Annotated in this window: 19 protein-coding genes and 1 pseudogene; 18 read left to right on the plus strand and 2 right to left on the minus strand. The window is 39.7% G+C overall.

Annotated elements, in window-relative coordinates; genetic code table 11:
* Positions 1 to 58 precede the first annotated feature (58 nt).
* Positions 59 to 1,204: an exonuclease SbcCD subunit D gene (locus ACDZ29_RS20560; RefSeq protein WP_289316878.1), complete on the plus strand. Its 1,146-nt coding sequence runs from the start codon at positions 59 to 61 to the stop codon at positions 1,202 to 1,204.
* Positions 1,201 to 4,332 (plus strand): SbcC/MukB-like Walker B domain-containing protein, encoded by a 3,132-nt coding sequence (locus ACDZ29_RS20565; protein WP_375088501.1) that lies wholly within the window; start codon positions 1,201 to 1,203, stop codon positions 4,330 to 4,332. Before ACDZ29_RS20560 ends, ACDZ29_RS20565 begins: the two co-directional genes overlap by 4 nt.
* A 68-nt stretch (positions 4,333 to 4,400) precedes the next feature.
* Here ACDZ29_RS20565 and ACDZ29_RS20570 read toward each other — a convergent pair whose 3' ends face one another.
* Positions 4,401 to 4,808, minus strand: a complete 408-nt coding sequence (locus ACDZ29_RS20570) for a hypothetical protein (protein ID WP_370014599.1) — start codon at positions 4,806 to 4,808, stop codon at positions 4,401 to 4,403.
* A 1,009-nt stretch (positions 4,809 to 5,817) separates the two neighbouring features.
* Between ACDZ29_RS20570 and ACDZ29_RS20575 the strand changes: the two genes are divergently transcribed.
* From ACDZ29_RS20575 to ACDZ29_RS20615, 9 genes and pseudogenes are all read left to right on the plus strand, one after another.
* Positions 5,818 to 7,419: a benzoate-CoA ligase family protein gene (locus ACDZ29_RS20575; RefSeq protein WP_375088502.1), complete on the plus strand. Its 1,602-nt coding sequence runs from the start codon at positions 5,818 to 5,820 to the stop codon at positions 7,417 to 7,419.
* Between the two features lie 52 nt (positions 7,420 to 7,471).
* A pseudogene (locus ACDZ29_RS20580) lies at positions 7,472 to 7,783 on the plus strand (adenine deaminase C-terminal domain-containing protein); the annotation flags it as partial.
* 813 nt (positions 7,784 to 8,596) lie between these two features.
* A complete protein-coding gene (locus ACDZ29_RS20585) occupies positions 8,597 to 10,210 on the plus strand; it encodes a long-chain fatty acid--CoA ligase (protein ID WP_375088503.1) in 1,614 nt (537 codons plus the stop codon).
* A 95-nt stretch (positions 10,211 to 10,305) separates the two neighbouring features.
* On the plus strand, positions 10,306 to 11,583 hold the full coding sequence (locus ACDZ29_RS20590; RefSeq protein ID WP_375088504.1) for an MFS transporter: 1,278 nt from the start codon (positions 10,306 to 10,308) through the stop codon (positions 11,581 to 11,583).
* Positions 11,584 to 11,687: 104 nt separating this feature from the next.
* A complete protein-coding gene (locus ACDZ29_RS20595; RefSeq protein WP_375088505.1) occupies positions 11,688 to 12,860 on the plus strand; it encodes a thiolase family protein in 1,173 nt (390 codons plus the stop codon).
* A gap of 155 nt (positions 12,861 to 13,015) precedes the next feature.
* Complete coding sequence (locus ACDZ29_RS20600; RefSeq protein ID WP_375088506.1) at positions 13,016 to 14,164, plus strand: acyl-CoA dehydrogenase family protein; 1,149 nt, start codon at positions 13,016 to 13,018, stop codon at positions 14,162 to 14,164.
* Between the two features lie 113 nt (positions 14,165 to 14,277).
* Entirely contained in the window at positions 14,278 to 15,462 is a 1,185-nt protein-coding gene (locus tag ACDZ29_RS20605; protein WP_375088507.1) for a thiolase family protein, read from the plus strand.
* Positions 15,463 to 15,544: 82 nt separating this feature from the next.
* Positions 15,545 to 15,949, plus strand: coding sequence for a PaaI family thioesterase (locus tag ACDZ29_RS20610; protein WP_375088508.1), 405 nt, complete (start codon positions 15,545 to 15,547; stop codon positions 15,947 to 15,949).
* A gap of 75 nt (positions 15,950 to 16,024) precedes the next feature.
* Entirely contained in the window at positions 16,025 to 17,623 is a 1,599-nt protein-coding gene (locus tag ACDZ29_RS20615; RefSeq protein WP_375088509.1) for a long-chain fatty acid--CoA ligase, read from the plus strand.
* A gap of 108 nt (positions 17,624 to 17,731) precedes the next feature.
* Here the strand turns inward: ACDZ29_RS20615 and ACDZ29_RS20620 are convergent, their stop codons facing one another.
* Positions 17,732 to 18,487: a hypothetical protein gene (locus ACDZ29_RS20620; RefSeq protein ID WP_375088510.1), complete on the minus strand. Its 756-nt coding sequence runs from the start codon at positions 18,485 to 18,487 to the stop codon at positions 17,732 to 17,734.
* A 583-nt stretch (positions 18,488 to 19,070) separates the two neighbouring features.
* Here ACDZ29_RS20620 and ACDZ29_RS20625 point away from each other — a divergent pair.
* The 7 genes from ACDZ29_RS20625 to ACDZ29_RS20655 all read left to right on the plus strand — a co-directional run bounded on the left by ACDZ29_RS20625 (position 19,071) and on the right by ACDZ29_RS20655 (position 26,278).
* Positions 19,071 to 19,643, plus strand: a complete 573-nt coding sequence (locus ACDZ29_RS20625) for a hypothetical protein (RefSeq protein WP_375088511.1) — start codon at positions 19,071 to 19,073, stop codon at positions 19,641 to 19,643.
* Positions 19,644 to 20,834: 1,191 nt separating this feature from the next.
* Entirely contained in the window at positions 20,835 to 21,722 is an 888-nt protein-coding gene (locus tag ACDZ29_RS20630) for a Virginiamycin B lyase (protein ID WP_375088512.1), read from the plus strand.
* 25 nt (positions 21,723 to 21,747) lie between these two features.
* The gene (locus ACDZ29_RS20635; RefSeq protein ID WP_375091182.1) at positions 21,748 to 22,401 is read left to right on the plus strand and encodes a Vat family streptogramin A O-acetyltransferase; all 654 of its coding nucleotides are present in this window, start codon (positions 21,748 to 21,750) and stop codon (positions 22,399 to 22,401) included.
* Between the two features lie 258 nt (positions 22,402 to 22,659).
* Positions 22,660 to 22,917 (plus strand): hypothetical protein, encoded by a 258-nt coding sequence (locus ACDZ29_RS20640; RefSeq protein ID WP_375088513.1) that lies wholly within the window; start codon positions 22,660 to 22,662, stop codon positions 22,915 to 22,917.
* Between the two features lie 295 nt (positions 22,918 to 23,212).
* Positions 23,213 to 24,040, plus strand: coding sequence for a MerR family transcriptional regulator (locus tag ACDZ29_RS20645; RefSeq protein WP_375088514.1), 828 nt, complete (start codon positions 23,213 to 23,215; stop codon positions 24,038 to 24,040).
* Between the two features lie 130 nt (positions 24,041 to 24,170).
* On the plus strand, positions 24,171 to 25,658 hold the full coding sequence (locus ACDZ29_RS20650) for a UbiD family decarboxylase domain-containing protein (protein ID WP_375088515.1): 1,488 nt from the start codon (positions 24,171 to 24,173) through the stop codon (positions 25,656 to 25,658).
* Between the two features lie 44 nt (positions 25,659 to 25,702).
* A complete protein-coding gene (locus tag ACDZ29_RS20655) occupies positions 25,703 to 26,278 on the plus strand; it encodes a non-oxidative hydroxyarylic acid decarboxylases subunit B (RefSeq protein ID WP_375088516.1) in 576 nt (191 codons plus the stop codon).
* Positions 26,279 to 26,298: the final 20 nt, after the last annotated feature.

Below are 26,298 nucleotides of genomic sequence, written 5' to 3' on the forward strand. Positions count from 1 at the left end.
CTATTCGTTAAATTTTTGATATAATAATAGTAAGTAAAAATGAGGACGGAGTGAAACTATGAAATTTATCCATACGGCCGATTGGCATTTAGGAAAAATCGTTCACGGGGTACATATGACAGATGACCAAAGGCATGCACTCTTGCAATTCATAGAAATTGTCGAGGAAGAAAAACCTGATGCGGTTGTGATTGCCGGTGACCTATATGATCGTTCCGTTCCGCCGACTGAAGCGGTAGAGCTTCTTGATGAAATCCTCTATACGATTAATGTGAAAATGAATACACCGATCGTTGCAATATCAGGAAACCATGATTCTGCGGAAAGGCTTGCATTCGGTTCATCATGGTATCGTCATAGCCAGTTATACATTCATGGGAAATTGACAAAGGCATGTGAGCCGGTTCGCATCAAGGGCGTGAATTTTTATTGTGTTCCATATGCAGAACCTGGAACGGTTCGCCATCTTTTTGAAGATGATAGTATCCATTCCCACCAAGAAGCGATGAAGCGGATAACCGGAACGATTACGGAGACTTTCAATAAGGATGAACCGAATGTCTTCGTAGGACATGCTTTTGTATTAGGCGGAAAAACGAGCGATTCGGAACGAGTCTTGTCGGTGGGTGGTTCTGGCTGTGTTTCATCTGACTTATTCGATGCGTTCGATTATACGGCACTTGGACATTTACATAGTCCAGACGCAATACGTCATCCTAAGGTGTTTTACTCTGGATCACTATTAAAATACTCTTTTTCAGAGGCTAAGCAAAATAAGTCGCTTTCCATTGTCGATATGCACGAAGATGGAAGTTTCGAAATAAACTATCGATCATTGGCACCCAAGCTGGATATGAGGGAAATATCCGGAACGATGGAAGAGTTACTCGATCCTTCTTTTTATCAATCGCAAAAAAAGGATGACTACTTGAAAATAACACTAAATGATGAGGGTTCGCTCATCGATCCGATTAATCGCTTGCGCCAGATTTACCCGAATGTACTGCATCTAGAGCGAAAATGGGATCTGACCGACCTTAGAAGAAAAAAATCCTTCTCTTCTATAAAGGATGAACGAAAATCAGAATTGGACCTGTTCGAAACGTTTTATCAAGAAATGACAGATCGGGACTTTGATTCTCAAAAGCAGGATTTGATGGTTTCGGTAATTGAAGCCGTGAAGAAAGAGGAGGCATTGAAATGAGACCTCATATTTTAACGATGCAGGCATTCGGACCATATGCAGGAAGGGAAACCATCGATTTTAATTCCCTTGGAGAACGGACCATGTTTGTCATCTCTGGAAAGACAGGCGCAGGGAAAACAACGATATTTGATGGGATCAGTTTTGCGATATATGGAAAAGCCAGTGGAGAAGACCGAAGCGGGCAAGATTTACGAAGTCAGTTTGCCGAAGATGATATGTTAACGGAAGTCTCGCTGCAATTTACCCTGCGTGGGAAAACGTATTTGGTGACCCGGTCACCGCAGCAGGAACGAAAGAAAAAATCAGGAGAAGGAACGACGACGGTTGGAGCAAAGGCTGAATTATATGAGATATTGGCGGAAGGGAAAAAATTGCTTGGTGCAAATGTGCGTGAGGTTGAGGAAAAAATCAAATTACTCATTGGACTTGATGCCAATCAATTCCGGCAAATCCTGATGATTCCACAGAATGAATTCCGAAAACTGTTAACTTCCGACAGCAAAGATAAGGAACTGATTCTCCAGAAATTATTTCATACTGAACTTTATAAACGAATAGAAGAAAAATTAAAAGAAGAGGCTTCCATCCTTAGAAAGAAAAGTGAAAAAAGCGCTCAGCGGCGAATTGAATTAATGAAAGGTATCAAACCAGGCAACCATGAAGAATTGCAGGCACAATTGCAAGCGGAAGAGCCTAACGAACAACAGGTTTTACCACTGTTACAGGAAGTCATTTTGGCAGCAGCAGAAAAAAATGAGTATGTAAATAAACAAATACAGGAAAAGCAGAAAGCTCGCGATCAAGTAAATCAAGAGCTTTCAAAGGCGGTCGATTTAATAAATAGATTTTCGGAAAAAGAAAAGCTACGAAAAGAAAAGGAGGACCTTGAAGCAAAACAGCCTGAAATGGAACTAGTGAAAGGCCAAATTAAAATGGCACACAAAGCGGCTTCGCTTGAAAAGCAGGAACAATACTATTTGCGAATTGGCAAACAAGTACAAGATGCGAATGCTGAACTTCAAAAGTTAAGTGAGCAGGCCGAAAAGTTACGGGCTGAGCATATCGAGAAGCAGGCTTCCTATGAGCAGGAAATGCTGAAGGAAAACCAGAGGGATCAGGCCGTACGAACTGTTCATCAGCTTGAGCAGGTAAAAGATGCTGTCATGACTTTTGCAAGCTTAAAAGCACAGGTTGCATTGGATGAAAAAGAGTGGAGAACCAGTAAAGGGCTTCGTGAAAAAAATGTTTCGGAACATCTAGCAATCGAAGAGGAAGCAGAGAGAGTTGCTCGTGAAAAAACAGAAGCGGAAAAAGCGGCAGTTCTTCATCGCGATAAGGAAATCGAAGCTGAAAGAAATAATCAATCGTTATTGAAAATAAAAAAGCTTCAAGAAGTTCTTTCCGAGACTCAGAATGTGAAGCGGGTTCTGGAAGAAAAGAATAATCGATTTCAAGATATTCAAAGAATTCAAATCCAGGAAAAGGGAAAACTGGAAGCTCTGAATCAAAATTGGCGATCAGGCCAAGCGGGCATGCTTGCTACCATGTTACACCTAGGAGAAAATTGTCCTGTGTGCGGTTCGTTAAGTCATCCTGACCCAGCCCGAATGCATGAGGATATGCCAACGGATTTGGAACTGAAAGAGCAAGAAAACAAGCTGAAAACTGCAGAACAACAAAAAAGCCAAGCCGAAAGTGAATTTTATCAAGCAAAATCTAAATATGATGCACTAGTCGATTCGTCACAAGAAAAGCTTAGGGACTTACAAAATGACCTGCCGGAGTTTAGGTTTGAAGATCTTGCTGGTCATTTGAAACGATTTGCAGAAAAAGGAAAAGCACTGCAAGAGCAGTTAAATGAATTGATGCGGAAAAAGTCTTTATTTAATGATCTGGAAAGAAAGTTGCTGGAATTAAAAGAGAAAGCATCCAAGCTAAAGGAGAATCTGGCCTCTCTAGAAAGAAAAGAGGACCAAGGGAAAACCAGATATATTGAGAACTCTACAAAACTGACAGGATTAACCGATTCCCTTCCAGATGGAATACGAACAGAGGAAGAATATGATGCAGCATACCAAATGGCTGTAAAAACACAGAAAAAATTACAAATTGCCTTGGAAGATGCACAAAAAAACCTCCAAATGGTTAAGGACAAAGAATCGGTCATCAATGCAAAAAAAGAATCTCTAATTGGAAATATAGAGGCTTTAAATCAAGAATTGAAAGAGGAACGGGAAAAGTTAATTACGGATATGACCAATCAAGGCTTTTCCAATTATAAAGAATATACCGCCGCAAAAAAATCGGAAGCGGCACTTGGAAATTTGGAGGACCAAATCCAGCAGTATAATCAAAATTGGCAAAGTGTTTTAAGTCTGTTTCATGATTTGGAATTGAAGCTGAAAGATGTGATCAAACCGGACCTTGAAGGATTGAAAAAGACTTTTGATTTCATAGATTTGGAATTGGAGTCGTTACGCCAAAATCAGAATGAATTACATGCAGAAAAACGGACTAACGAAGAAATCGAAAGGAAATTGGCGCAAATCAGGGAAGATCAGAAAAGTCTGGATGAAAGGTACAGTATCGTCGGTCACCTGTCTGAGATTTCCAAAGGCCAAAACTCCTTCAAAATAACTTTTGAACGGTATGTATTGGCAGCCTTTTTAGATGATATCCTAAAAGAAGCCAATTCAAGATTACTGAAAATGACAAGCGGCAGATATCAGCTGTTGCGAAAGCTGGATCCTACACGCAGGAATATCCAGAGCGGTCTGGAGTTATCCGTGTACGACCAATATACAGGACAGGAGAGGCATGTCAAAACCCTTTCGGGAGGTGAAAGCTTTAAGGCATCCCTTGCACTTGCTTTGGGTCTTGCGGATGTTGTCCAGCAGAATGCAGGCGGGATCTCACTCGAAACGATGTTCATCGATGAAGGGTTCGGTACGCTAGACCCCGAATCTCTTGATCATGCGATAGAAGCATTGATGGATATACAAAGTACCGGGAGATTAGTCGGGATAATTTCTCATGTTCCAGAGCTGAAAGAAAGAATCGATGCCCAGCTTCAAGTCATTTCGACACAAAAAGGAAGTCGTACTTCCTTTTACTTTGCTGGATAAAACAAAAAAAAAGAATGGCTAAGGAGAATGTGGCTCCCTATGCCATTCTTTTTATTATTATTAATGAACTACTCTATGTTAATATCATCGGCTGTTATTCCGGGGGAAAACTTATGGATGCGAATCACCAATATCGGATTTGAGAATTCAGCGGTAATTCTTCGAGAGCAAATCGAAAAGGGGAAAGGGATTTTTCTCTGTGTAGGTATTGTATCCGCTTTATTTTCAAGAAATGGTTTATGAGTATCGTCAACGATGATCGATAGCTCATTATCACTTAAGCAAACTTTAATATCTTTTACATCATGATTTTCCAAAACCGCTTCAACCATATACTCATCGTCACTTTCGTATATATCAATTGAAAAAAGTTGATGATCCAACGCACAAGTTTCCGGATCCAGAAAAAATTTTTTTACCCATTCATCAAACTTTTCAACCTCATTCATTTGCGATACATGTTGATTGTCTTGCATGTTGATACCCCCGGTTTTCCTTTGTTGCATTATATGTTGGAGTAAGAAAATGGTGCTTGAAAAAGTGAAAATGGATGATGATAAAAAGATTTCCGAAAACGTGGTTCAAAAAATATAAAAAGCAGTAGAGAAGTAATCAAAGCAAAGGAACGATGGTATGTGGGTATAACAGGGAATCAAAAAGTAGAAGGAATTCAATAAAAAAATGATGACCAATTCTAAATGAGTTGGTCATTTTTTTATAAACAATCGTGTTGATTGATCATGCCCGCACCCTACTGCCATTAAAGTTAATACAATTTCAAATGTCATATTAAATGTATTTCATTGCAATTCTGAAAATACCTTCGATCTGTTTCCTCTTAAGCAAACTTTGTTACAAATTCAGAAGAACCGTATCATTTCTGAAATCCCACTGATCACTTTTGGAATTTATCAAGTTGAAACTTAGTTTATTATAGATTCACTAGATATATAGTTAGGAGGTAATGATAATGGAAAAAAATCAAGAAGGTATAAAATGTTCGTAAACCTGCATTAAAGTATTTCTTTATTTCCATTGAAAAGGAAAATCCGACATGTCCATTTTGTGATGGCAAACATGTGGAATTATATTCATCCTTCGGTACTGCACAGTTCGTTAGGCAATACTATTGCTTAAACTGTAAAACTTTTTTTAAAAATATAGGATGGAAAGGTTCTTTCTACTGATCGACCTCATTAGCCAACCGATATAAATGGGTGTCAATACCTGTTAAGGGGGATGGCTTATCAGAATATAAGTTTCATAGCCTGATGGAATCACTTACCCTTGATTAACTGAATGAAAAAGAGCATTGTCAGGAAGGGAATTCGCTCAAATTAGTTCGTATGGCGTTTCCAAATGAATAAAAATGGAAGGTTAAGGAATTTATCCGGCTTTGTAATGGAAGCCGTCTTCTTTTTGGAATAAAAGAAGACGGTGGGATGACGCTTTTAAAACCAGTAGCTTTTTGAGGAGGATAAATGTGTGATAAAAACCGAATGTAAAATTAAAGGGTTAGGCTCGATGTACAATGCTTCCTATAATTTCTTACAGAAAAATATTGAAGCTGGCAGAGGGGAAAAAACCGCGATTTATTATGGAAATCAATCTTATACTTATCAAGAAATCGACACCATTGGCAATCAATTTGGTGCGGCATTAAAAGATCTGGGCATAGAGATGGAACAGCGCATCCTACTTTTATTACATGATTCTCCAGAATTTATCATTAGTTTCTTCGGTGCAATAAAAGTTGGGGTAATCCCGATTCCATCCAATACGCTTTTGCTTACAAAGGATTATGAGTATCTTTTGAATAATAGCCGTTCAAAAGTGTTGGTCACTACTTATGAACAGTGGGAGAAGTTAAAGCTTGTTAAAAATAGATTACTTTTCTTAAGGCATGTCATCTTGGTTGATGGGGTTGATCACAATTTCGAGGAAGATAACGAACATTCTTTTCAGGGTCTTACTCGCAGACAAAATAAGGATCTGCCGCCTTGTTTTAGCAACATTAATGATCAAGCGTTCTGGCTCTATACATCAGGAAGTACAGGTGAGCCAAAAGGGGTTATACACCTTCAAACCGATATGGAAGAAGCTTTCAAAAACTACGCCAAAAACATTTTGCAAATCACCGAAAATGACATTACTTTTTCGGCTTCGAAGCTTTTCTTTGCTTATGGTTTGGGAAATGCGATGTATTATCCTTTTGGAGCCGGGGCTACGACTGTTTTAATGCCGGACAGACCGACTGCAGAAAAGGTGTTCGAGACGATAGAAAAGTATCGTCCAACCATTTTTTTTGGTGTCCCGACCCTGTATGGATCGATGCTCAATTACCTTGAGAAGACGAAGGAAACCTATGATCTTTCTTCAGTTAGACTTTGCGTATCAGCAGGAGAGGCACTGCCGGCTACTTATATTGAACAATGGAAGAGAGTTTTTGGATTGGATATTATAGACGGAATTGGTTCGACCGAATCACTTCATATATACATTTCCAATCAAGTAGATGATATTCGGCAAGGAAGCACAGGAAAAATCGTTCCCGGTTATGAAGCTAAAATTGTGGATGAACAAGGTCATGAAACTCAGGTGAATGAAGTGGGAGACCTTTTAATTAAGGGAGAAAGCATTGCAGCCTCTTATTGGAATCTTGATGATGAAAACAAAAAGAAGTTTTTCGGTAATTGGCTGTTGACAGGAGATAAATACTTTAAGGATGAAGGTGGCTTCTATTGGTACGCGGGCCGCAATGATGACATGATGAAGGTAAATGGAATTTGGGTATCGCCAATAGAAATAGAAAACGCATTCTTATCACATCCCGATATACTGGAAACTGCTGTTGTTGCTGTAAAGGATGAAAATGGTTTAATAAAACCAAAAGCCTTCATAGTATTAAAAGAAAGTGCGGAATCAGGTGAAGGAGTAAAAGCAGGAATAAAAGGATTTGTCAAAAAAGTGTTAGCGTCATATAAAGTTCCTCGCGACATTGAATTCGTGAACGAGTTACCAAAGACTTCGACAGGAAAGATAAAAAGATTTAAATTAAGAGAGCCAGAGATCAAATCACAATCGTAAACAAGAAGGATGATTCCATCTCCTTGAATGTGGATTGAAAATGAATGTCTGAAATCCAGAGGCGATGGCAAAAGCTGCTTCACGTGTCCATGAACTGGGAGGAGGAATCGTAATTGTCGATGGAAATGTAATAATACTTGAAATTCCATTACAGCTTACGGTGACTTCTGATCCTTCATTTAATAGGGCAGTAGAATTTAATAAAAAATAATTAAAGATGCTTCAAGCGAGAGGCTATCCTTTTCAAGCCATTTTGTATACATTATTATTTTTAACTTGCTACTTTCTTCCTGGGCTGCGTTTAAAACCCTTTGGGCTATATGATGTGAAAAACATAGAATCTTATTTCCTTCCACATCCATGACGAACTTTTTAAATGAAAGGAAAGCGTAGAAAAGAACAGATGATATTAGTGGGCTTGCGGGGCTGCCGTTTCACCAAATTATTTGGGAAACGGCAGCCAGATTTTCGTTAATGTGGCTCATATAAAAATTCCCAGGGAACTCCAAATCGATGTATAGAAATACTTCAAAATGCCGATTATCCCAATCTATATTCGTTCATATTTACTGCCATATGTATTATTTAGGGATGCGCCCACCCTGGAATTTTTGAGTGTTTTAATTAAGGAGATTAAAAAGTGACTGAGCGTATATATAAGATCTATACAGGATGGTTCGATCGATTAAACCAGTTATGTCGCTTGGATGATTCTTGGACACGGTGAAGAATAATAAGTTTACGAATGCGCAAAAGCTAAAAATCTAGGCATGAAAGTTAAGCTATAGATTTTTTATTTATTTACTCGTAAGCCAACTTTCAATAAACAATGAACTTGCCCATCCTTAGATGGGCTTTTCAAATTTAATAATACACCATGGATATAATCAAAAATATGATTTGTGAGTAGGTATAATCTATAATATGGTAAAAACCTACTTTTCACGATCGTTAGAAAACCAACTAGAGCCTGTGAAAATTCATAAATGAATTATTGGCATTTCGATGAATCCTCTACAGAAAGGCTTTATTTGTGAATAAAATTCATAAATGAATTGAGTTACACGTAAAATCTTGCTGTTTTACTCCTTTATAGGACTTGGCATGCAAGTTGCATAATAAATAAGTATAAATCAAACATGTACGATATGACATTCGTTTATGTGTGGAGGGATAAATGGTGCGAAAAACGATAAATAAACCATGGGAGCAATGGTATGTTGAAAGAATGAAATCTATGAAGCTACCGGAAATATCCGTCTATTCCCTGCTTGATAAAACAGCAAGTAAGTTTCCTCACCATACAGCCATCATTTATGAAGACGATTCATTGGATTATATGAATCTTAAAATGCAGGTAGACAAACTTGCAGGAAAGTGGCGTGAAATGGGCTTTGTTAAAGGTGAACGGATTGGTCTGATGCTGGCCAACCACCCTTATTTCATAATCAGTTATTACGCCGCGCAGGCTCTTGGTCTAATAGTTGTACAGATGAATCCCATGTATAAACCGAGGGAACTTTTGCAAATTTTAATAGACTCGGATGCTAAGTATATTGTATTTGATCATACGGCCGCGGATACAATCGAAGAAACGAAAGCGATATATGCATTTGATGTCTGCATGAAAACGGAAGATGATCAAAATGGCTCATACTCCCTTCAAACGTTGATTCAATCCGGAGAGGCCATTAAAGAGTCCGAAATCATAAACCCTCATGAAGATATTGCAGTCATCCAATACACAGGCGGCACAACTGGGAAGATGAAGGGGGTCATGCTCACTCACCATAATTTAACCTCCAACGTCGTGCAGAGCTTTGAAATGTATGGGGATTCTTTGAAACCTGGTGAAGAAATCGTGTTGGCAGCTACGCCACTTTATCATGTTTATGCCATGACAAGTGCGATGAATCTAGGTATCTATATTGGAGCAGCCATTCTCTTGTTTCCCAAATTCGATCTTCAAGATGTCCTTTCAAACATTAAAAAATATCGCCCGACTTTCTTTCCAGGTGTTCCAAAGATGTATAATGCTTTCGTCAATCATCCAGGAATTAAAAACTATGGACTGGATTGTTTAAAAAGTTGTTCTTGTGGCTCGGCCCCCCTTCCAGTTGAAGTGATCAAGCGATTTGAGGTGTTGACCGGTGCCAAAATAGGAGAGGGTTTCGGCTTGTCGGAAGCTTCACCTTCCACTCATCGTAATCCGCCTTTCGGAAAAAGGAAAATTGGAAGCATTGGAATCCCTTTTCCAGGCACGGATTGTATGATCATTGACGATGAAAATAATGAAGTGCCTAACACAGGTGTCGGGGAGCTGCTGATAAAAGGCCCGCAAATCATGAAGGGATACTGGAATAACGAAGCCGAAACAAAAAAAGCCTTACAGAATGACTGGCTATATACCGGCGATCTTGCTGTTATGGATGACGAAGGATATTTCTATATTGTCGGCAGGAAAAAAGAAATGATCATCGTCGGAGGATTCAATATTTACCCGCAGGAGGTGGAAGGTGTTCTATATGAACATCCGGCAATTAAAGAGGCAGCCGTGGTGGGTATTCCCCATAAAGAAAAAGGCGAAGTTGTGAAAGCATTCATCGTCCCTAAAGAAAGCGCTTCCGTAGATCTTGAAGAAATAGAAGGTTATTGCTATTCCCAATTGACGCCTTATAAGGTGCCGAAAGTATTTGAAGTGAGAAAAGAACTGCCGCGAAATACAGTGGGTAAACTATTAAAAAGATTGTTAGTTAAAGAAGAACTTGAAAAGGAAGGAAGAAAAGACTAAGGGGGATGCAGTTCGTTTGCTCATTCCAACCATTCAGGTTGAAACCTGCATTGGATGGAATGTCAAACACACATAAAGAAGAGGAGGGATTCATTATGCGTTGGGTTGTTCTCATTCTATTGTTCTTTGGAGCCGTGATTAATTTTGCAGATAAATCGATCGTAGGACTTGCAGCTGTTCCTATCATGAAGGAATTCGATCTTTCCTATGCGGAGTGGGGTCTAGTCGGAAGCAGTTATTATTGGCTCTATCCAGTAACGGGGATTTTTGGGGCAGCATGGGCTGATCGGCTGGGTGCTAAAAAAGTGCTTGGATTCATCATGCTGACATGGACTATTTTGCAATTTGGTGTTTTAGCCATTACCGCACTTCCATTATTAATTTTATACAGGATTTTACTGGGCGCATTCGAAGGGCCCTATAGCCCAATTGCTTATAGTCATGCAGATAAGTGGTTTCCGCCGAAATTAAAAGGCTTTGCCAATTCGGTAGTGGTTGGCGGAGGAACGGTTGGTGCGATGATCGTGGCGCCGATCCTCGTTTCCTTAATTACGATATTCGGTTGGAAGGTTGCCTTTGCCACTCTTGGTGCAGCAAGCCTAATTTGGTTCTTCCTCTTTCAATTTTTAACAAAGGAGAATCCAGTTGAAGTATATGAAAATGTACAAAAGAGAAAGAAAGTAAAACTTGAAAAAATAAAAGTGAAAGACTTTTTGTTGCTGCTGGCTTCACCTACTGCTTTATTTACTACCCTCGCTTATTTTTCAACTTATATATTAGTTGTTTGGTTTTCAGTTTGGCTCCCGATTTATTTAGTGGAAGCCGTAAAAATGACTCCCGGTCAGATGGGAACCAGTGTTGCCATAATCGGAGTCGTTTCCGTATGCATTTATATGGGTGTTTCGATGGTGTCCGATCATTTATTCAAAAAGAATCAGAATTGGCGGTCATCAAGGGTATTTGTCGTCGCGGGCGCAATGATTCTTGGTGCATTGTTCTTTTCCTCGATCATGGTGTTTCAAAATCCAATCTGGGTGATAGTCGCCATGTGTTTGGCAAAGGGCCTGACATACGCCATTTTACCGATTGGACCAACAATCATGATCAATGAAATGCAAGAGCGGGGGGGATTGATGACGAGCATTTTAACATCGTCTGGAAATTTAGCAGGCATTGTCGCACCTCTATTAACTGGCTATATCATAAGTTTAGCTGGAGGAAACCAACTAATGGGTTATAACTTATCGATATTGTTCATGGCCATCCTAGTCTTGGCTTTTGGCATCCTATTTGCGATATTCGTAAAACCTGCCAAATCAAAAGTGAATCATAAAAATAAAGGTTCGGATAACTTTGATCTTAAGTCCTCATAAGCAGGGTCGAACCTGCTTAAATTCAATGAAACTAGTGAAATGAAGGAAGGGCCATCAAATAATGTTATCAAAGAAAAGGAAAAGGAAAAGGAGCGGATGTTGAAATGAATAGAGATGCCGTCATAGTTTCTGCAGTACGAACAGCTATTGGAAAACAGGGAGGTGCACTTGCGTCTGTACCTGCCCACGTATTTGGAGCAGAAGTGATGAAAGAAGCGATAAAACGAGCGAATGTCGACCCTGAAATGATAGATGATGTCATCATGGGGAATGTATTAAGCGGGGGTGGAAATATAGCCAGGTTAACCGCGTTGGAAACTGGCCTTTCCATTCATCTTCCGGGACTGACTATTGACCGTCAATGCGGATCGGGAATAAATGCTGTCAATCTGGCTGCACAAGCGATCCGTGCTGGCGAAGGCGATGTCTATATCGCCGGTGGGGTAGAGAGTATGAGCAGGGCGCCTTACTTGATGGACCGTCCGGAAAAAACATACAGTGCAAAGCCACCGCAGTTCAGGAAATCCCGGTTGTCCCCAAAAGAAATTGGCGATCCCCCAATGGGAATCACAGCTGAAAACTTAGCTGAAAAATATGAGGTCAGCAGGGAAGAACAGGATGAATTCGCTCTACAAAGCCAAAAAAATATGGCTAGAGCCGTGGAAGAGGTCCGTTTTCATGAACAAATTGTGCCAGTTTCCATTCCGGTCAGAAAAGGTGAAGCCGTCGAATTTAAATTGGATGAACATCCACGACCGCAAATAACGAAGGAAGGGCTAGCCAAATTATCTCCGGCGTTTTTAGAAGGTGGGTCCGTGACTGCAGGAAATAGTTCAGGATTGAATGATGCCGCATCAGTCCTGGTGATAATGTCGAGGGGCAAAGCGGAGGAATTGGGGATAAAGCCTTTAGCGACGATCAGGGCTCAGGCAGTTGCAGGGGTGGATCCAAATTATATGGGAATAGGACCTGTTCCCGCTATAAGAAGGGTAATGGAAAAGTCAGGGCTTTCCTTAAATGATATGGACATCATAGAAATTAATGAAGCCTTTGCTGCTCAAGTCATTGCTTGTAATAGGGAGCTTGATATGGATCCCGCCAGAGTGAATGTGAACGGGGGAGCCATTGCACACGGACACCCACTTGGTGCGACTGGCGCAATTCTCATTACGAAAGCGGTTTACGAATTGAAGCGTTCTGCGGGAAGATTTGCTCTTATTACAGCTTGCATTGGAGGCGGGCAGGGGATTGCTACGATAATTGAGCGTGAAGCCTGATTTTGTTAGTGTGAGGACTCTAGTTAACTAGAAAATTAAGTATTTGGTCAATTGACTGACTAGGTGATAACACGACATTCAAATGAAGCCCCATAATATGAAAAAACCTTATCCATGTCTCACTTTACATGAACAGACCTAAGGAGGAGTAACTCATGACAATCACTTTAACCAAGGAAATGCAGCAAATGAAGGAAATGATCCGTAATTTCGTTGAAAGGGAAGTGGAGCCTTACGCCATACAAATTGAAGAAGAAGATGCCATCCCGCAGCATTTGGTGGAAAAAGCAAAAGACCTTGGCTTATTTGGAATAAGCATTCCCGAACAATACGGTGGAATTGGCTTAAATGCGGTTGGAAAGGCTACCGTATTGGAGCAGTTAGGAAGGACCCATAATGGTTTTGTTTCATTAATTAGCGCTCACACCGGGATTGGCAGTACAGGTCTGGTTAAGCTTGCATCCGAACATTTGAAAAATAAATACTTGCCTGAAATGGCAGCAGGCACTAAAATTGGCGCCTTTGCTTTATCTGAACCCGGAGCGGGATCGGATGCAACCAATTTGGCAACAAGTGCAGAAAAGAAGGGTGATTACTGGGTGATGAACGGGACCAAACATTTCATCACGAATGGGCCGATAGCTGATGTTTATACAGTATTCGCTTTAACGGATAAAGATAAAGGGGCAAAGGGAGGGATTACTGCTTTTTTAGTAGAAAGAGATTTTCCCGGTTTGACAGTCGGCAAAAAGGACAAAAAAATGGGGTTAAGGGGATCATATACCTCACAGGTCATTTTCGAGGATTGTATTATACCTGAAGAAAATGTTATCGGCGAGGTTGGAATGGGATATATCTCTGCCCTTAAAATTTTAGGTGAAGGGCGGGTAGGATTGGCTGCAAGAGCAGTGGGATCAAGCGGGAAATTGATTGAATTGTCAGCTAAATATGCAAAAGAGCGCATTCAATTCGGTAAACCAATCGCGGACAACCAAGCGATTCAATGGATGCTTGCTGATATGGCAACCGAAACGGAAGCCGCAAGAGCATTGACGATGATGGCGGCACAAAAGATTGATGAAGGAAAAAAAGTGATCAAGGAAGCATCAATGGCAAAACTGTTCGCTTCAGACGTTTTTAATCGGGTGGCGGATAAAGCGGTTCAAATTCATGGCGGAATGGGATATATGGCCGAATATCCAGTTGAACGTTTTTATCGGGATGCCCGCATAACGAAGATTTATGAAGGAACGAATGAAATCCAACGATTAATCATTGCTCGTAATGTCTTGGAAGAGTGTTAGGCGATTTTTGCATTAATTAGCAAAAACGTAAAGAACTTTGAGCGCTATAGAAAAAGCTTGCTGGCAGGCATTCTATTGCTCATGTATCTGTAATTTCAAGGGGGAGGAACGAAATGGGAGAAGATATTGTAATCGTGAGTGCTGTGCGAACGCCAATTGGAAGGTACGGAGGCGCATTTAAAGAGATTAGTTCCGGTCATTTGGCGAGCATAGCCATCAAAGAAGCGATCAAGCGGGCTAATATTGCAGCTGAACAAGTGGATGAAGTCATTTTCGGGGAGGTTAGGCAAACGACCGAATCCTCGAATGTAGCGAGAGTGGCAGCGCTGCGCTCAGGGATTCCCGATACTGTAACTGCTTTTACGGTAAATCGATTATGTGCATCTGGAATGCAGGCCATCACATCAGCTGCACAGCAAATAAGCTCAGGCCAAGCCAAAATAATCGTTGCCGGCGGTACGGAAAGCATGAGCCGTGCCCCCCTTTATTTAAGAAGTGCCCGTTTTGGGGGAGACCGGACCAAACTAGTGGACTCTAATACTGAAGCAGGCCAGCAACCTCAAGAAATTTATGGAAAAAACTTGGGGATGGGAATCACCGCTGAAAATGTCGCACAGCGATACAACATTTCCAGGGAAGAACAAGATGCCTTTTCAGTGGAAAGTCAAAGAAGAGCGGCAAAAGCGATGGAAGAAGGAAAGTTCAAGGATGAGATAGTTCCTGTCCAGCTATTTGACAGGAAGAGTACGGTTACCATTGAAACGGATGAATATCCCCGCCCGGAAACCACAATGGAAAAGCTTGCAAGCTTAAAACCGGCATTCAAGGAAAATGGAACCGTCACTGCAGGGAATGCCTGTGGCCGTAATGACGGGGCTACTGCTTTGGTATTAATGAAAGCTAGTGAAGCTGAACGGTTACAAGTACAGCCAATCGCAAAGATTGTGGATTGGGCGACTGCGGGAGTTTCCCCTGAAGTGATGGGAATTGGTCCAGTACCAGCCGTTGGAAAACTTTTGGAACGCACCGGAAAAAAGCTAGAGGAGATTGGGCTTTTTGAACTGAATGAGGCGTTCGCTTCACAGGCATTGGCCGTAATCCGGGATTTATCGCTTGATGAAAATAAGGTTAATGTGAATGGGGGAGCTATAGCACTTGGACACCCAGTCGGATCGACGGGTGCCCGGATAGTGACTACGCTAATATATGAACTGATTCGCAGGAAAGAAAGATATGGAGTTGCCACACTTTGTGTTGGCGGCGGACAGGGAATGGCGATCATGGTTGAAACGATATAGGCCAACGATAAAGGAGTGGAAACCCAATGTGTTTCTGCTCCTTTCCATAAGTTGAATCGCGCAAAAGTGAGGGGGAAGAAGATTGGCTGTTGAAGTGGAGGATATTCGCAATCAATTCGAAAGTAGTGCATTCTTTTCACATATAGGGTTTGAAATCATTCGGTTTGAAGAAGGGAATGTTACGATAAAGTTAAACATAGAAGAACATTTACTTAATGTTAACGGATCATTGCACGGCGGCATTCATGCTACCATGCTGGATACCATTCTAGGAATGGTAACTCGTTCCGTTACCAAATCTAAAGTTGTAACGACAAGCTTAACTGTACATTATTTAGCCAGCATATCGAGCGGTGAATTATTTGCGGAAGCAAAAGTCCTTCAAAAAGGGTACAAAATTGCCTTTACTGAAGGAGAAATAAAAGATACTGAAGGCAACATCATTGCAAAGGGCACAGGAATATTTAAAATCATTCGTGATAAATGAAAGCAAGGAAGATCAAAATTGGCTGATAAATGGCTATATTTCATTTAATTAGAAAAGAATGAGGTGTGAAAAAAATTGACTAGAACTTGGCATGGATTTTATCCGATAGAAACTCCTGCTGAAATTGACATTCCATTGATGTCATTATACGGACTTTTAGAACGTTCGGCCCGACATTACCCAACCTGCAAAGCGGTCATAGATGGAGAACGGGAAATGACATATATGGAATTGAAGGATGCCTCAGATCGTTTTGCCGTGAAATTATACAACCGTGGATTTCAAATGAACGATCGTATAGCGATCATGCTGCCAAATTGTCTAGAATATATCATTGCCTATTATGCCATTCATCGTTTGGGTGGTGTGGTCGTTCAAGTAAACCCCCTCTATCAGTCAAGTGAATTGGATTATATATTACGGGATTCGGAAGCCGATTGGTTCATTGGGCGTGAGGAACAACAGGAAAAATTAGTGCAAACGGGTTTTTCTGACAGGTTAACGTTCATTTCTGCCGAAAAATTAATCGAAACCGGAACGGATTTATCAAGGGTAGATATGGCACTTCCTGCTTTGACCATCGACCCAAAGGAAGCTCTGGCCGTACTTCAATATACAGGAGGGACTACAGGGAAATCGAAAGGGGTCATGCTTACGCATTTTAATTTGGTCTCCAATGTCTTCCAAGACTTTGCCTTTACGGCAGATGCCCTTCAACTCCAAAGGCCTGGCGAACGGATGCTTGGATTGACCCCATTATTCCATGTGTTTGGAAATGGGAGATTGAATAGTGCCATTTATGCCGGATCGACTTATATCACATTAGAAAAATTTGAAATAAACAAAGTGGTCGATTTGATTCGCACACATCGGCCAACCATTTTTCCTGGTGTCCCGACCATGTATATTGCTTTACTGAATCATCCGGATTTAACGGCGGAAGATTTAAGTTGCTTTAAATACTGCAGCTGTGGTTCAGCCCCGCTCCCTATGGAGATCATTCATCAGTTCGAAACAAAATTAGGCGTTTCGATATCGGAAGGATTCGGAATGTCGGAAACTTCACCTACAAGCCACCGCAATCCAGTTACAGGACAAAAAAAGCCAGGAAGTATCGGAGTTCCATACCCTAATACCGATGCCAAAATCGTTGATCTGAAAACAGGCATTGATGAATTGCCAACCGGCGAAATAGGCGAACTGCTCATTAAAGGCCCGCAAGTAATGAAGGGATATTGGAAAAATTCAGAGGAAACGGCAACGGCATTGCGGGACGGATGGCTATACACCGGGGATATCGCGAAGATGGATGAGGATGGATATTTTTATATAGTGGGCAGGAAGAAAGATATGATCATTGCAAGCGGCTATAATGTCTATCCAAACGAAGTCGAAGATATTATTTATGAGCATCCAGCCGTGAAAGAGACATGTGTATATGGTGTGCCGGATACATACCGTGGGGAAACGGTAAAAGCGGCCATAGTCTTAAAGAAAGGAAAGTCTGTCTCAGAGAAGGAAATCAGGGAGTTTTGCCTGCAGCGATTGGCCAGATTTAAAGTGCCGCGAAGATTTGAGTTCAGGGAACAGCTGCCGAAATCAGCTGTAGGGAAAGTTTTACGGCGATTATTATTGGAAGAAGAAACTCGGAGCCCCACTGTCGGGGAGAGATAAGCATATCTGTTATAGAATGAGAGTTCGTATGGAACCCTAATAAGGGAAAGCTTTTTTCGAAGTTCCCCTTATATAGGGTTTTTTACCGTATCCCTATAGTCTATAAAACTACTTTCCATTTAGGGGGATTTCAAATGAAGTCCCATCCACCAATAATTCGTGAGACTCTCCATCTGCTATATCATCGGTAGTGAATGAAAAGGAATCGAGCCCTTTGAATTTTTCATCAGGATCAACTAATAAGCCAATTGTGCCTTTTCTAGTTTCTCCGGGCTGGTAATCTGATCGACTTACTTTTTTTGTCCCCATAAAAGTATCCCCGGAGTGGATGAAATTTTTAGAAGGCACATTATATGTAAGATCATCATTGAAAGTAACTTGCTCCATGCTGAAGAACTGAAGTTCCTTCGAATCTTTATTTTCCACAGAATAAGTGATTTCCAGATAAGAAACCTCTTCACCAATATCCGTTTTGGACAACACAGTCTGTTGGTCGATTTCCTCCATGGATAAATTCTCTTTATAGTATATCGAATAAGCTTCTTCAAAGCTCAAACCAGTATAGGACTTGAGCTCCTCCTTTACTTCATCTGTGAGTGAAGATAATTGAATCCTGCGGATATCGTTGATTGTGATGACCATGGGAGCCAATTCAAATGACTCATTTATAGACTTCGTTTCAGTTAATGTGAATGTTCCCCAATCTTTTTGGCGGACCTTATCTCCGACTTTTTCAAGCTTGGTCCCGCCATATTCCTGAACCTCAGGAATTTTGGCCCCCTTGGCTTCTGCATTTTTCCTTTTTTCCGTTTTATTATCGCTGTCGATATAATTGAAGGCTATTACACTTAAAAAAATAAGCAATAATCCAACAATTGTTGAAATGATCCATCTTTTACGGATAATTCATCACTCCTTGTCTTAAACCATTGAAGTCATAAACAATAATATACCATTTTTTTCGTAAATGAAGGAAAGAGTACCTCCATATTGACCCTTTTAATTACTAGAACAATTGAATGTTACCTGTTCCTTTCACAGAAAGGATGGAGAGAGAAAAAATGCTTGTTTTTTCATTTGCTCGCCCAAATAATCAATGTTTCCTGTCCATGATGATATCTCAGCTACAGTACAAGCCATTTTATATTAAAGTCATATCATATTAGGAAAGAGAAACTGAAGACATGCTTGGTAAGGGATCCATGGATGAAGAAAATGACTTACGAACGACAAATAGATAGGTCCTTACTTATTTAAATTTCTTTGCCGTTTCGTGAAACTGCTGCTATTGCTCTTTCCTGGACATTATTTTTGCTTTCTCAGCATTCAGGAATGGGGTTTCCAACACTAAATCTTTTGCTTATTATTAATTCTTCTATGTACTTGTTTTTTCATCTCCCTGGAATCCATCTTCTAGTAAAAAAATTAAAAAGGAGACGTTTAGGGAATGTGGCCAATTAACAATGGTAAGGAACGGATACATCAGCCGAATAAAAGTAAAATGCTGTCCCGGCAAGAGATAAAGGCCATTGAGTCCTGGATATCTCAAATGGGGCCATTTCAATTTTATAAAACCGTAATACAAAATGTGTCTACTGCTAGAAAAACGCTAAAGTTCAAGTATAAAATGGTTGGACATGGATTTAACCGGGTCGTCTTTGATTTAAATAATGGCTATATATTAAAAATTGCATTGTCAGAAGTAGGATTAATAAGCACTGCAAATGAAGCCTATATTTATAATAACTGTAATGAGGAAGTCAAAAAGTATTTATGTCCGGTTAAGGAGTATGGAACTGGCTGGATCATCATGAAGAAGATGGACATTAATATGCCACGTGCAATCATGGAATATCCGAAACTTATCAAGTTGGAACTAAAGTTTCTAAAGTACGGTATCATTCCAATAGATTTGCGTTTAGCTAATGTCGGTTTTACCGAGAATGATGAAATGGTTGTCATTGATTACGGTCTCTTCACCAAGGATCTAAATAGTCCTGTGCTGCGTTGGTTAGTTTGATGATGGTTCTATCCATAGACACAAGATAACAAAGGTAGTTAAATTAAATGGTGGTTTGCTTAATAAATCAAATCTGCTTGTAGCAAAAAAAAAGGAACTGGCTTTAACATTACAAATTTTGCGAAGAAACAGCAGTCTATAAAAAGATATAGAAAAATTGTTAAAAACCTAAAAAAAGATAGATTGCTGATATTATTTGACATTAGTAGTTTCAGAATCAATATAAAAAAAGCAAAACAAGAGATCTCCTCTTGTTTCAGACTGTAGACCAACTCGAAGGAAAGCGAGTTAGCCTGCAGTTTTTTTATTTAAAAACGTTTAAGTTGTTTTCAGAAATTCCTCCCTTCCTCGTCTCGGCTAGCCAGTTATTCGGAAGGAGGGTCGCAAATTTCTTCAATCCAGTGAGGGTTTCATAAAAACCATGGAGTATAACTAAGTCTCGTTTTAAAGTTATGGTATTCATTCCCTCGAAAAATTCTGAAAGGGATTGAGACCAATCCGAACCTCATTTTGTCGATAAACTCAAACAAGAGATTTCCGCTTGTTTTTTAATTTACAACTAAGTAATATCTTTATACCATTTCGCCGAGAACATATAGTGAGGTAATGAAAAAGGTTTTTACTTTAACAAGTAGGATGTTGTAAACAAATAACAATATATTTAGGTGAAGACCTCGCTAGAATATTTTAGGTTAAAGTTTGCAGAGAGTAGTGGTGGATTGTTAAATGGGGGGATGGGTAATTAGAAGTTGGGGCTAAGAATGACGAGTTCCTTATTCAATTTTCAGATACAGTTGTAGATAAATATATAAAATATCTTAGAAAGGCTATACGATTAGAGGAACTGGAAAAGATCTTATAGTTTGTTGAAGGGATAGAAGATTCCATGTAGTTAGGAAAGGTTATGGTAAAAAGAAAAAGTAAACAAACTAGAAAAACGGTCTGATATAGTCATCTTATAGCTGGATTTGCTTATTAGAGGAACGCTTGCTTTACTACAATAATGAAGGTTGCTGAGGCAGCCTTTTTTCTCATGTCACTAACGGGGCAGTTAGTTGAAGAAAAATATTATATCTGTGTTCAACAATCGGGCCATATTCTTGAATAAGAAGTAAAACCTTCTTTGCAGGATATCCATTATTTTGTAACGAATTACTAGAAGAATTTTATATAAGAAGAAGGAGGATTATAGTGGAGATAAATATTGACGAATACGAACTTTTTGACAAAGATTCTGGCCCTTATGGAATAACTACGGGAAAAGATGGTGCGCTATGGTTTACACAACATAAAGCAAATCAAATTGGTCGAATGACTGTTAACGGTGAAGTTACTCATTTCGTTGTTCCTACACCTGATGCAGGTGTCCTATCTATAACCTCCACAACTCAGGGTGATATATGGTTCACGGAAAATAGGGCGAATAAAATTGGAAAACTGACAGTAACAGGTGAAATCATCGAATATACTCTCCCGAGTCCAAATTCAGCACCTTTTGGAATAACTGAAGGACACAATGGAGACATTTGGTTTACCGAAATGAATGGAAATAGAATAGGGAGAATTTTACCATCAGGTGAAATTATTCAGTATGATTTACCGAGTCCTGGCTCCTATCCCTCTTTTATTGTTGCTGGACCTGACGGTGCCATGTGGTTTACAGAGAATCAGAGTAATCAAATTGGTCGGATTACGATGCTCGGAGAAGTGACTAATTACAATTTGCCAACAAAACATGCTGGTCCTGTAGGTATTACAAGTGGACCCGACGATGCACTCTGGTTTGTGGAAATTAACGGAAATAAAATCGGTCGAATTACTACCTCTGGAACAATAAGTGAATACTCCATCCCTACTGCAAATGCTCGCCCACACGCAATAGTAACGGGTCCTGACCGTGCTTTATGGTTCACTGAATGGGGAAGAAATCAAATTGGTCGAATTTCAATGCAAGGTGAAATTACGGAATATCTAATTCCTACACAAAATGCGGAGCCACATGGAATTGTATTAGGACCTGACGGTGCCATTTGGTTCGCTGAGGAATGCAATAAAATAGGTCGGCTAAGTGTATTATAAAATTCCTGAAAGGCAGTTGATATCCATGGGATCAAATAGGCAACATGGGCCAAATCCTAAAGATAAATATCCGATTAAAGGAAATTGCGTTGTGCAATTTATAAAAAATACAATTACTAGACCAAACATTATTGTGGGTGAATACTCGTATTACGATGCAAGAAATGGTGAATCCTTTGAGGATCAAGTGTTATATCACTACGAATTCTTCGGTGACCGACTTGTCATTGGCAAATTTTGTGCAATAGCACCTGGTGTAACGTTTATTATGAATGGAGCTAATCATAGAATGGATGGTTTTTCGTCCTACCCATTCAATATTTTCGGACACGGTTGGGGGAAATATACACCAACGTTAGATCAGTTGCCGTTTAAAGGTGATACCATAATTGGAAATGACGTTTGGATTGGAATGGATACTGTCATAATGCCTGGAATAAAAATAGGGGATGGTGCAATTGTCGCGGCCAAATCGGTTATTACCAAAGATGTGGAACCTTACACTATCGTTGGAGGAAATCCTGTAAAGCAACTTAAAAACCGTTTCTCAGAAGAAACCATTAACGAATTACTGGAAATTAAATGGTGGGATTTGGATATTGATATCATTTCTGCTCATATAGATGTGATAGTAAATGGAGACATGGAGAATCTAAGAAATTTAAAAAATAAAATATGACAAAGTGAAGAACTTCAGAGAATCCGTGTTCGGCAAAAAAAGAAATATGTTTCTGGTTCCACAAACGGGGGCAATTGTTGCATAATTAAATCCCAATTTCTTATTACTATCACTGAGAAATTGTTTTTTTTGATACTGGAATATCCTTAACGTTGTAAATCAATGTTGTCGGAACCCCTTTATGCAACTTACGGGGCAGGATAGTTCAAGAACACATGTTGCTGAATATGGTGAAATGAATAAAAAGGGAGGGGCGTTATGAAGGTGGTTCTTCAAGCAATTATAGGTTCATTTTCTCTTCATGTAATCTATGTAGTCGTTGTGATGTTAGTCGGTTATATTAAAACAAAAAACTATAAACCAGATGTAAAGAGTGCATGGGATAAAGTAGAAACTCTTCAAAACGAGATAGAGTTTGTGAGTGTTACGCCTTCTCATTTTTATGTACTTTCATTTTTGGGAGTATCTGTAATATGTGGAATAGTAATTTTATCGTATGAAAAGTTAATGAACTAACAGATGCTTAACTTTAATAAGAGAGTTGCTTTGGCAGCTCTTTTTCTTGTGCAACAAACGGGGCAGCATTCCTGTAATAACTGAAGAAGTTGATATGATCCAGTTTTTTCGATAGAAAGGGCCTTTTAAATTCCATTCATTTTAAATGAAAAAATGGTAAAGTTAGGGGAGGATAGATGTTGTCAAACTGACCCTCTACAACAGGATATGGCTCCGTATATGAATAATGGAAGATAACGGTAAAAGTAAGATTTGGATATAACTCACAAAAAGGTTTTGCAGAGGAGGAACACATATGGGCAATTACTTATCAATCAGTGAAATGGCTTCCATTCACAGTATCTCAAGGCAAACACTCATTTATTACGATAAGATCGGATTATTTAAACCCGTACATATAGATGAACATGGTTATCGATATTATAGTGCAGTTCAGATTCCGTTTCTAAGGGAAATTTGCTTTTTAAAGTCGATTGGCATCAAACTGAATGATATTAAGGACCATATAGGAAATCGGAATTTAACTACTGCCATGTCACTTTTGGAATTTCATCAAGAATTCATTGATAAAGAAATAAGCGCCTTGATGAATACACGTACATTTATTCAACAGAGATTAATGAAATATTCAGAAGCCAAAAATATTAAAAGTGAATTGGATAAACCTATTATAGAAGAATTTCCTGAAAGGCATGTCTTATTTATACCATTTGAAAATGAATTGTGCCGTGAAGAATTACATTTAACGCTGATGAAAGCTTGGAATGTATTAAGTAAACATGAGATGCTTCCGTCAGAGGGATTTGGCACAGTTATTTTAAAGGATAAGCTTGGAACGGATGATGTTTTCGAGGGTGCGGGAATATATACTTCATTACCCTTTATAGATTCTGATATGGATAACATGATGACGTTGCCTGCTGGTCAATATGCATGTGTGTATAAATACGGAATGCCATATAACATTGAGTTTTTAAATGAATTGGTTCATTGGATCGGTGAAAATCAGTATAGAATTGTAGGGGACGTCGTGGACGCTTGCTTATTGGATACGACCTTTTACGAGAATGATAATAGTGTTGATTTTTGTCAGCTGCAAATCCCTGTAGAGAAAATTACTTGAATTTTCAAATATCCATTGACTGTATAGTAGAAATACACTTTAGAATATCAATTGTAACCGATAACATATAGGTTATTTGAATTTGATTGATACATAGGATACTGATCATAAAGTGATAGGGGGACTTTTTATGGCTGAAAAAATGAATAAAGTGACAGATTTACGTTCTGCCTTGGAACTACTGAAGTCCATTCCAGGACAATTGATTGAAACGGATGAACCAGTCAATCCTCATGCTGAATTATCTGGGGTTTATCGTCATGTAGGTGCTGGCGGAACAGTAATGCGGCCAACAAAAATTGGACCTGCCATGGTTTTCAATCATGTATTGGGGCATGAAGATTCAAGCGTGGTGATTGGACTTTTAGCCAGCCGGGAAAGAGTCGGCCTCATGCTAAATACAAAACCGGAGCGACTGGGGTTCCTTTTAAATGAAGCTGTAAAAAATCCAATTGATCCAATCACCATTTCAAATGATAAAGCTAAAGCTCAAGAAGTGGTTCACTATGCAGAAGATCCGGATTTCGATATCAGAAAGTTAATACCTGCGCCTACGAATACAGAGGAAGATGCAGGCCCGTATATCACCATAGGTATGTGCTATGCCTCCGATTCAGAAACGGGTGAATCTGATATAACGATACATCGTTTATGTTTACAAAGTAAAGATGAGATGTCCATGTATTTTGTTCCTGGCCGCCATTTGGAAGTTTTTCGTGAAAAGGCTGAAAAAGCAGGAAAACCGTTACCAATTTCCATTAGTATCGGTGTTGACCCTGCTATTGAAGTCGCTGCTTGTTTTGAAGCACCTACGACTCCCCTTGGCTTTAATGAGTTGAGTGTTGCAGGGGCGATCAGGAAAGAAGCGGTAGAATTGGTCCAATGCTTGACCATTGATGAAAAAGCTATCGCAAATGCTGAATATGTAATTGAAGGGGAATTGGTTCCCGGAGTGCGCGTTCGGGAAGATCAAAACACCAATACTGGAAAAGCAATGCCGGAATTCCCTGGTTATACAGGTTCAGCTGTTGCGGAACTGCCTCTAATCAAAGTGAAAGCTGTAACACACCGTGTCAATCCAATCATGCAAACAGTTATTGGTCCAAGTGAAGAACATGTGAATATGGCTGGCATTCCAACTGAAGCAAGCATTCTGCAAATGGTGGAAAAGGCAATGCCAGGCAAATTATTGAATGTTTATGCCCATACTTCGGGAGGAGGTAAATACATGGCTGTTCTTCAATTCAAGAAAAGTCAGCCAAGTGATGAAGGTCGCCAAAGACAAGCTGCACTATTGGCGTTCTCTGCCTTTTCTGAACTTAAGCATGTATTCATAGTGGACGAAGATGTGGATCCCTTCGATAGTAATGATGTTTTATGGGCGTTAAATACTCGTTACCAAGGTGATGTTGATACGGTTTTCATTCCTGGAGTGCGCTGTCACCCGTTAGATCCTTCACAAGATCCCGCATACAGCCCTACCATTCAGGAAAAGGGGATTTCCTGTAAGACCATTTTTGACTGTACAGTACCGTTTCATTTAAAAGATGAATTTAAAAGGTCTGAATTTAAAGAGGTAGATCCAAGGCGGTTTGTTCCTGAATTTTCTAATGTATAAGTTCTCGTTTCGATACAAGGACTAATGAATAAGGAGGGGAATTAATGAAAATCATCGTTGGGATAACAGGAGCGACTGGAGCCATTTTCGGAATTAGGATTCTTCAGATGCTTAAAAGCAGTGAAGTGGAGACCCATTTAATCATGTCCCCTTGGGCACATGCCACCATTCAACATGAAACTTCATATTCTGTTAAAGACGTGGAGGGATTAGCTGATCATTCCTATTCTTATAAAGATCAAGCAGCAAGAATATCAAGTGGATCTTTCCGGGTTGATGGAATGATCGTAGCACCTTGCAGTATGAAAACACTAGCTTCCATTCGCATGGGACTTGCCGATAATTTGTTAACGCGATCTGCTGACGTCATGTTGAAGGAAAGAAAAAAATTATTGCTAATGACAAGAGAAACTCCTCTAAATACGATTCATTTGGAGAATATGACGGAGCTTTCAAAAATGGGGACCATTATATTCCCTCCGATGCCAGCCTTCTATAATCATCCTGAAAACGTTAACGATATCATTGATCATCTTGCTTATAGGGCGTTAGATCAATTTGAAATTGATGCTCATGGTGCGAAGCGATGGGACGGAATGAAAATTCGCGCCAAAATTTAATACAATTGCCAGGGGACTTG

It is taken from the genome of Peribacillus sp. RS7 (assembly GCF_041956845.1).
GTDB lineage: Bacteria > Bacillota > Bacilli > Bacillales > DSM-1321 > Peribacillus.

Bases quoted from the DNA above. Each gene is read 5' to 3' on its own strand.
- ACDZ29_RS20635 (WP_375091182.1), top strand. From the start codon at position 21,748: ATGGGATCAAATAGGCAACATGGGCCAAATCCTAAAGATAAATATCCG.
- ACDZ29_RS20650 (WP_375088515.1), top strand. From the start codon at position 24,171: ATGGCTGAAAAAATGAATAAAGTGACAGATTTACGTTCTGCCTTGGAA.
- ACDZ29_RS20625 (WP_375088511.1), top strand. From the start codon at position 19,071: ATGTGGCCAATTAACAATGGTAAGGAACGGATACATCAGCCGAATAAA.
- ACDZ29_RS20605 (WP_375088507.1), top strand. From the start codon at position 14,278: ATGGGAGAAGATATTGTAATCGTGAGTGCTGTGCGAACGCCAATTGGA.
- ACDZ29_RS20585 (WP_375088503.1), top strand. From the start codon at position 8,597: ATGGTGCGAAAAACGATAAATAAACCATGGGAGCAATGGTATGTTGAA.
- ACDZ29_RS20560 (WP_289316878.1), top strand. From the start codon at position 59: ATGAAATTTATCCATACGGCCGATTGGCATTTAGGAAAAATCGTTCAC.
- ACDZ29_RS20570 (WP_370014599.1), bottom strand. From the start codon at position 4,808: ATGCAAGACAATCAACATGTATCGCAAATGAATGAGGTTGAAAAGTTT.
- ACDZ29_RS20655 (WP_375088516.1), top strand. From the start codon at position 25,703: ATGAAAATCATCGTTGGGATAACAGGAGCGACTGGAGCCATTTTCGGA.
- ACDZ29_RS20565 (WP_375088501.1), top strand. From the start codon at position 1,201: ATGAGACCTCATATTTTAACGATGCAGGCATTCGGACCATATGCAGGA.
- ACDZ29_RS20600 (WP_375088506.1), top strand. From the start codon at position 13,016: ATGACAATCACTTTAACCAAGGAAATGCAGCAAATGAAGGAAATGATC.
- ACDZ29_RS20595 (WP_375088505.1), top strand. From the start codon at position 11,688: ATGAATAGAGATGCCGTCATAGTTTCTGCAGTACGAACAGCTATTGGA.
- ACDZ29_RS20645 (WP_375088514.1), top strand. From the start codon at position 23,213: ATGGGCAATTACTTATCAATCAGTGAAATGGCTTCCATTCACAGTATC.
- ACDZ29_RS20640 (WP_375088513.1), top strand. From the start codon at position 22,660: ATGAAGGTGGTTCTTCAAGCAATTATAGGTTCATTTTCTCTTCATGTA.
- ACDZ29_RS20590 (WP_375088504.1), top strand. From the start codon at position 10,306: ATGCGTTGGGTTGTTCTCATTCTATTGTTCTTTGGAGCCGTGATTAAT.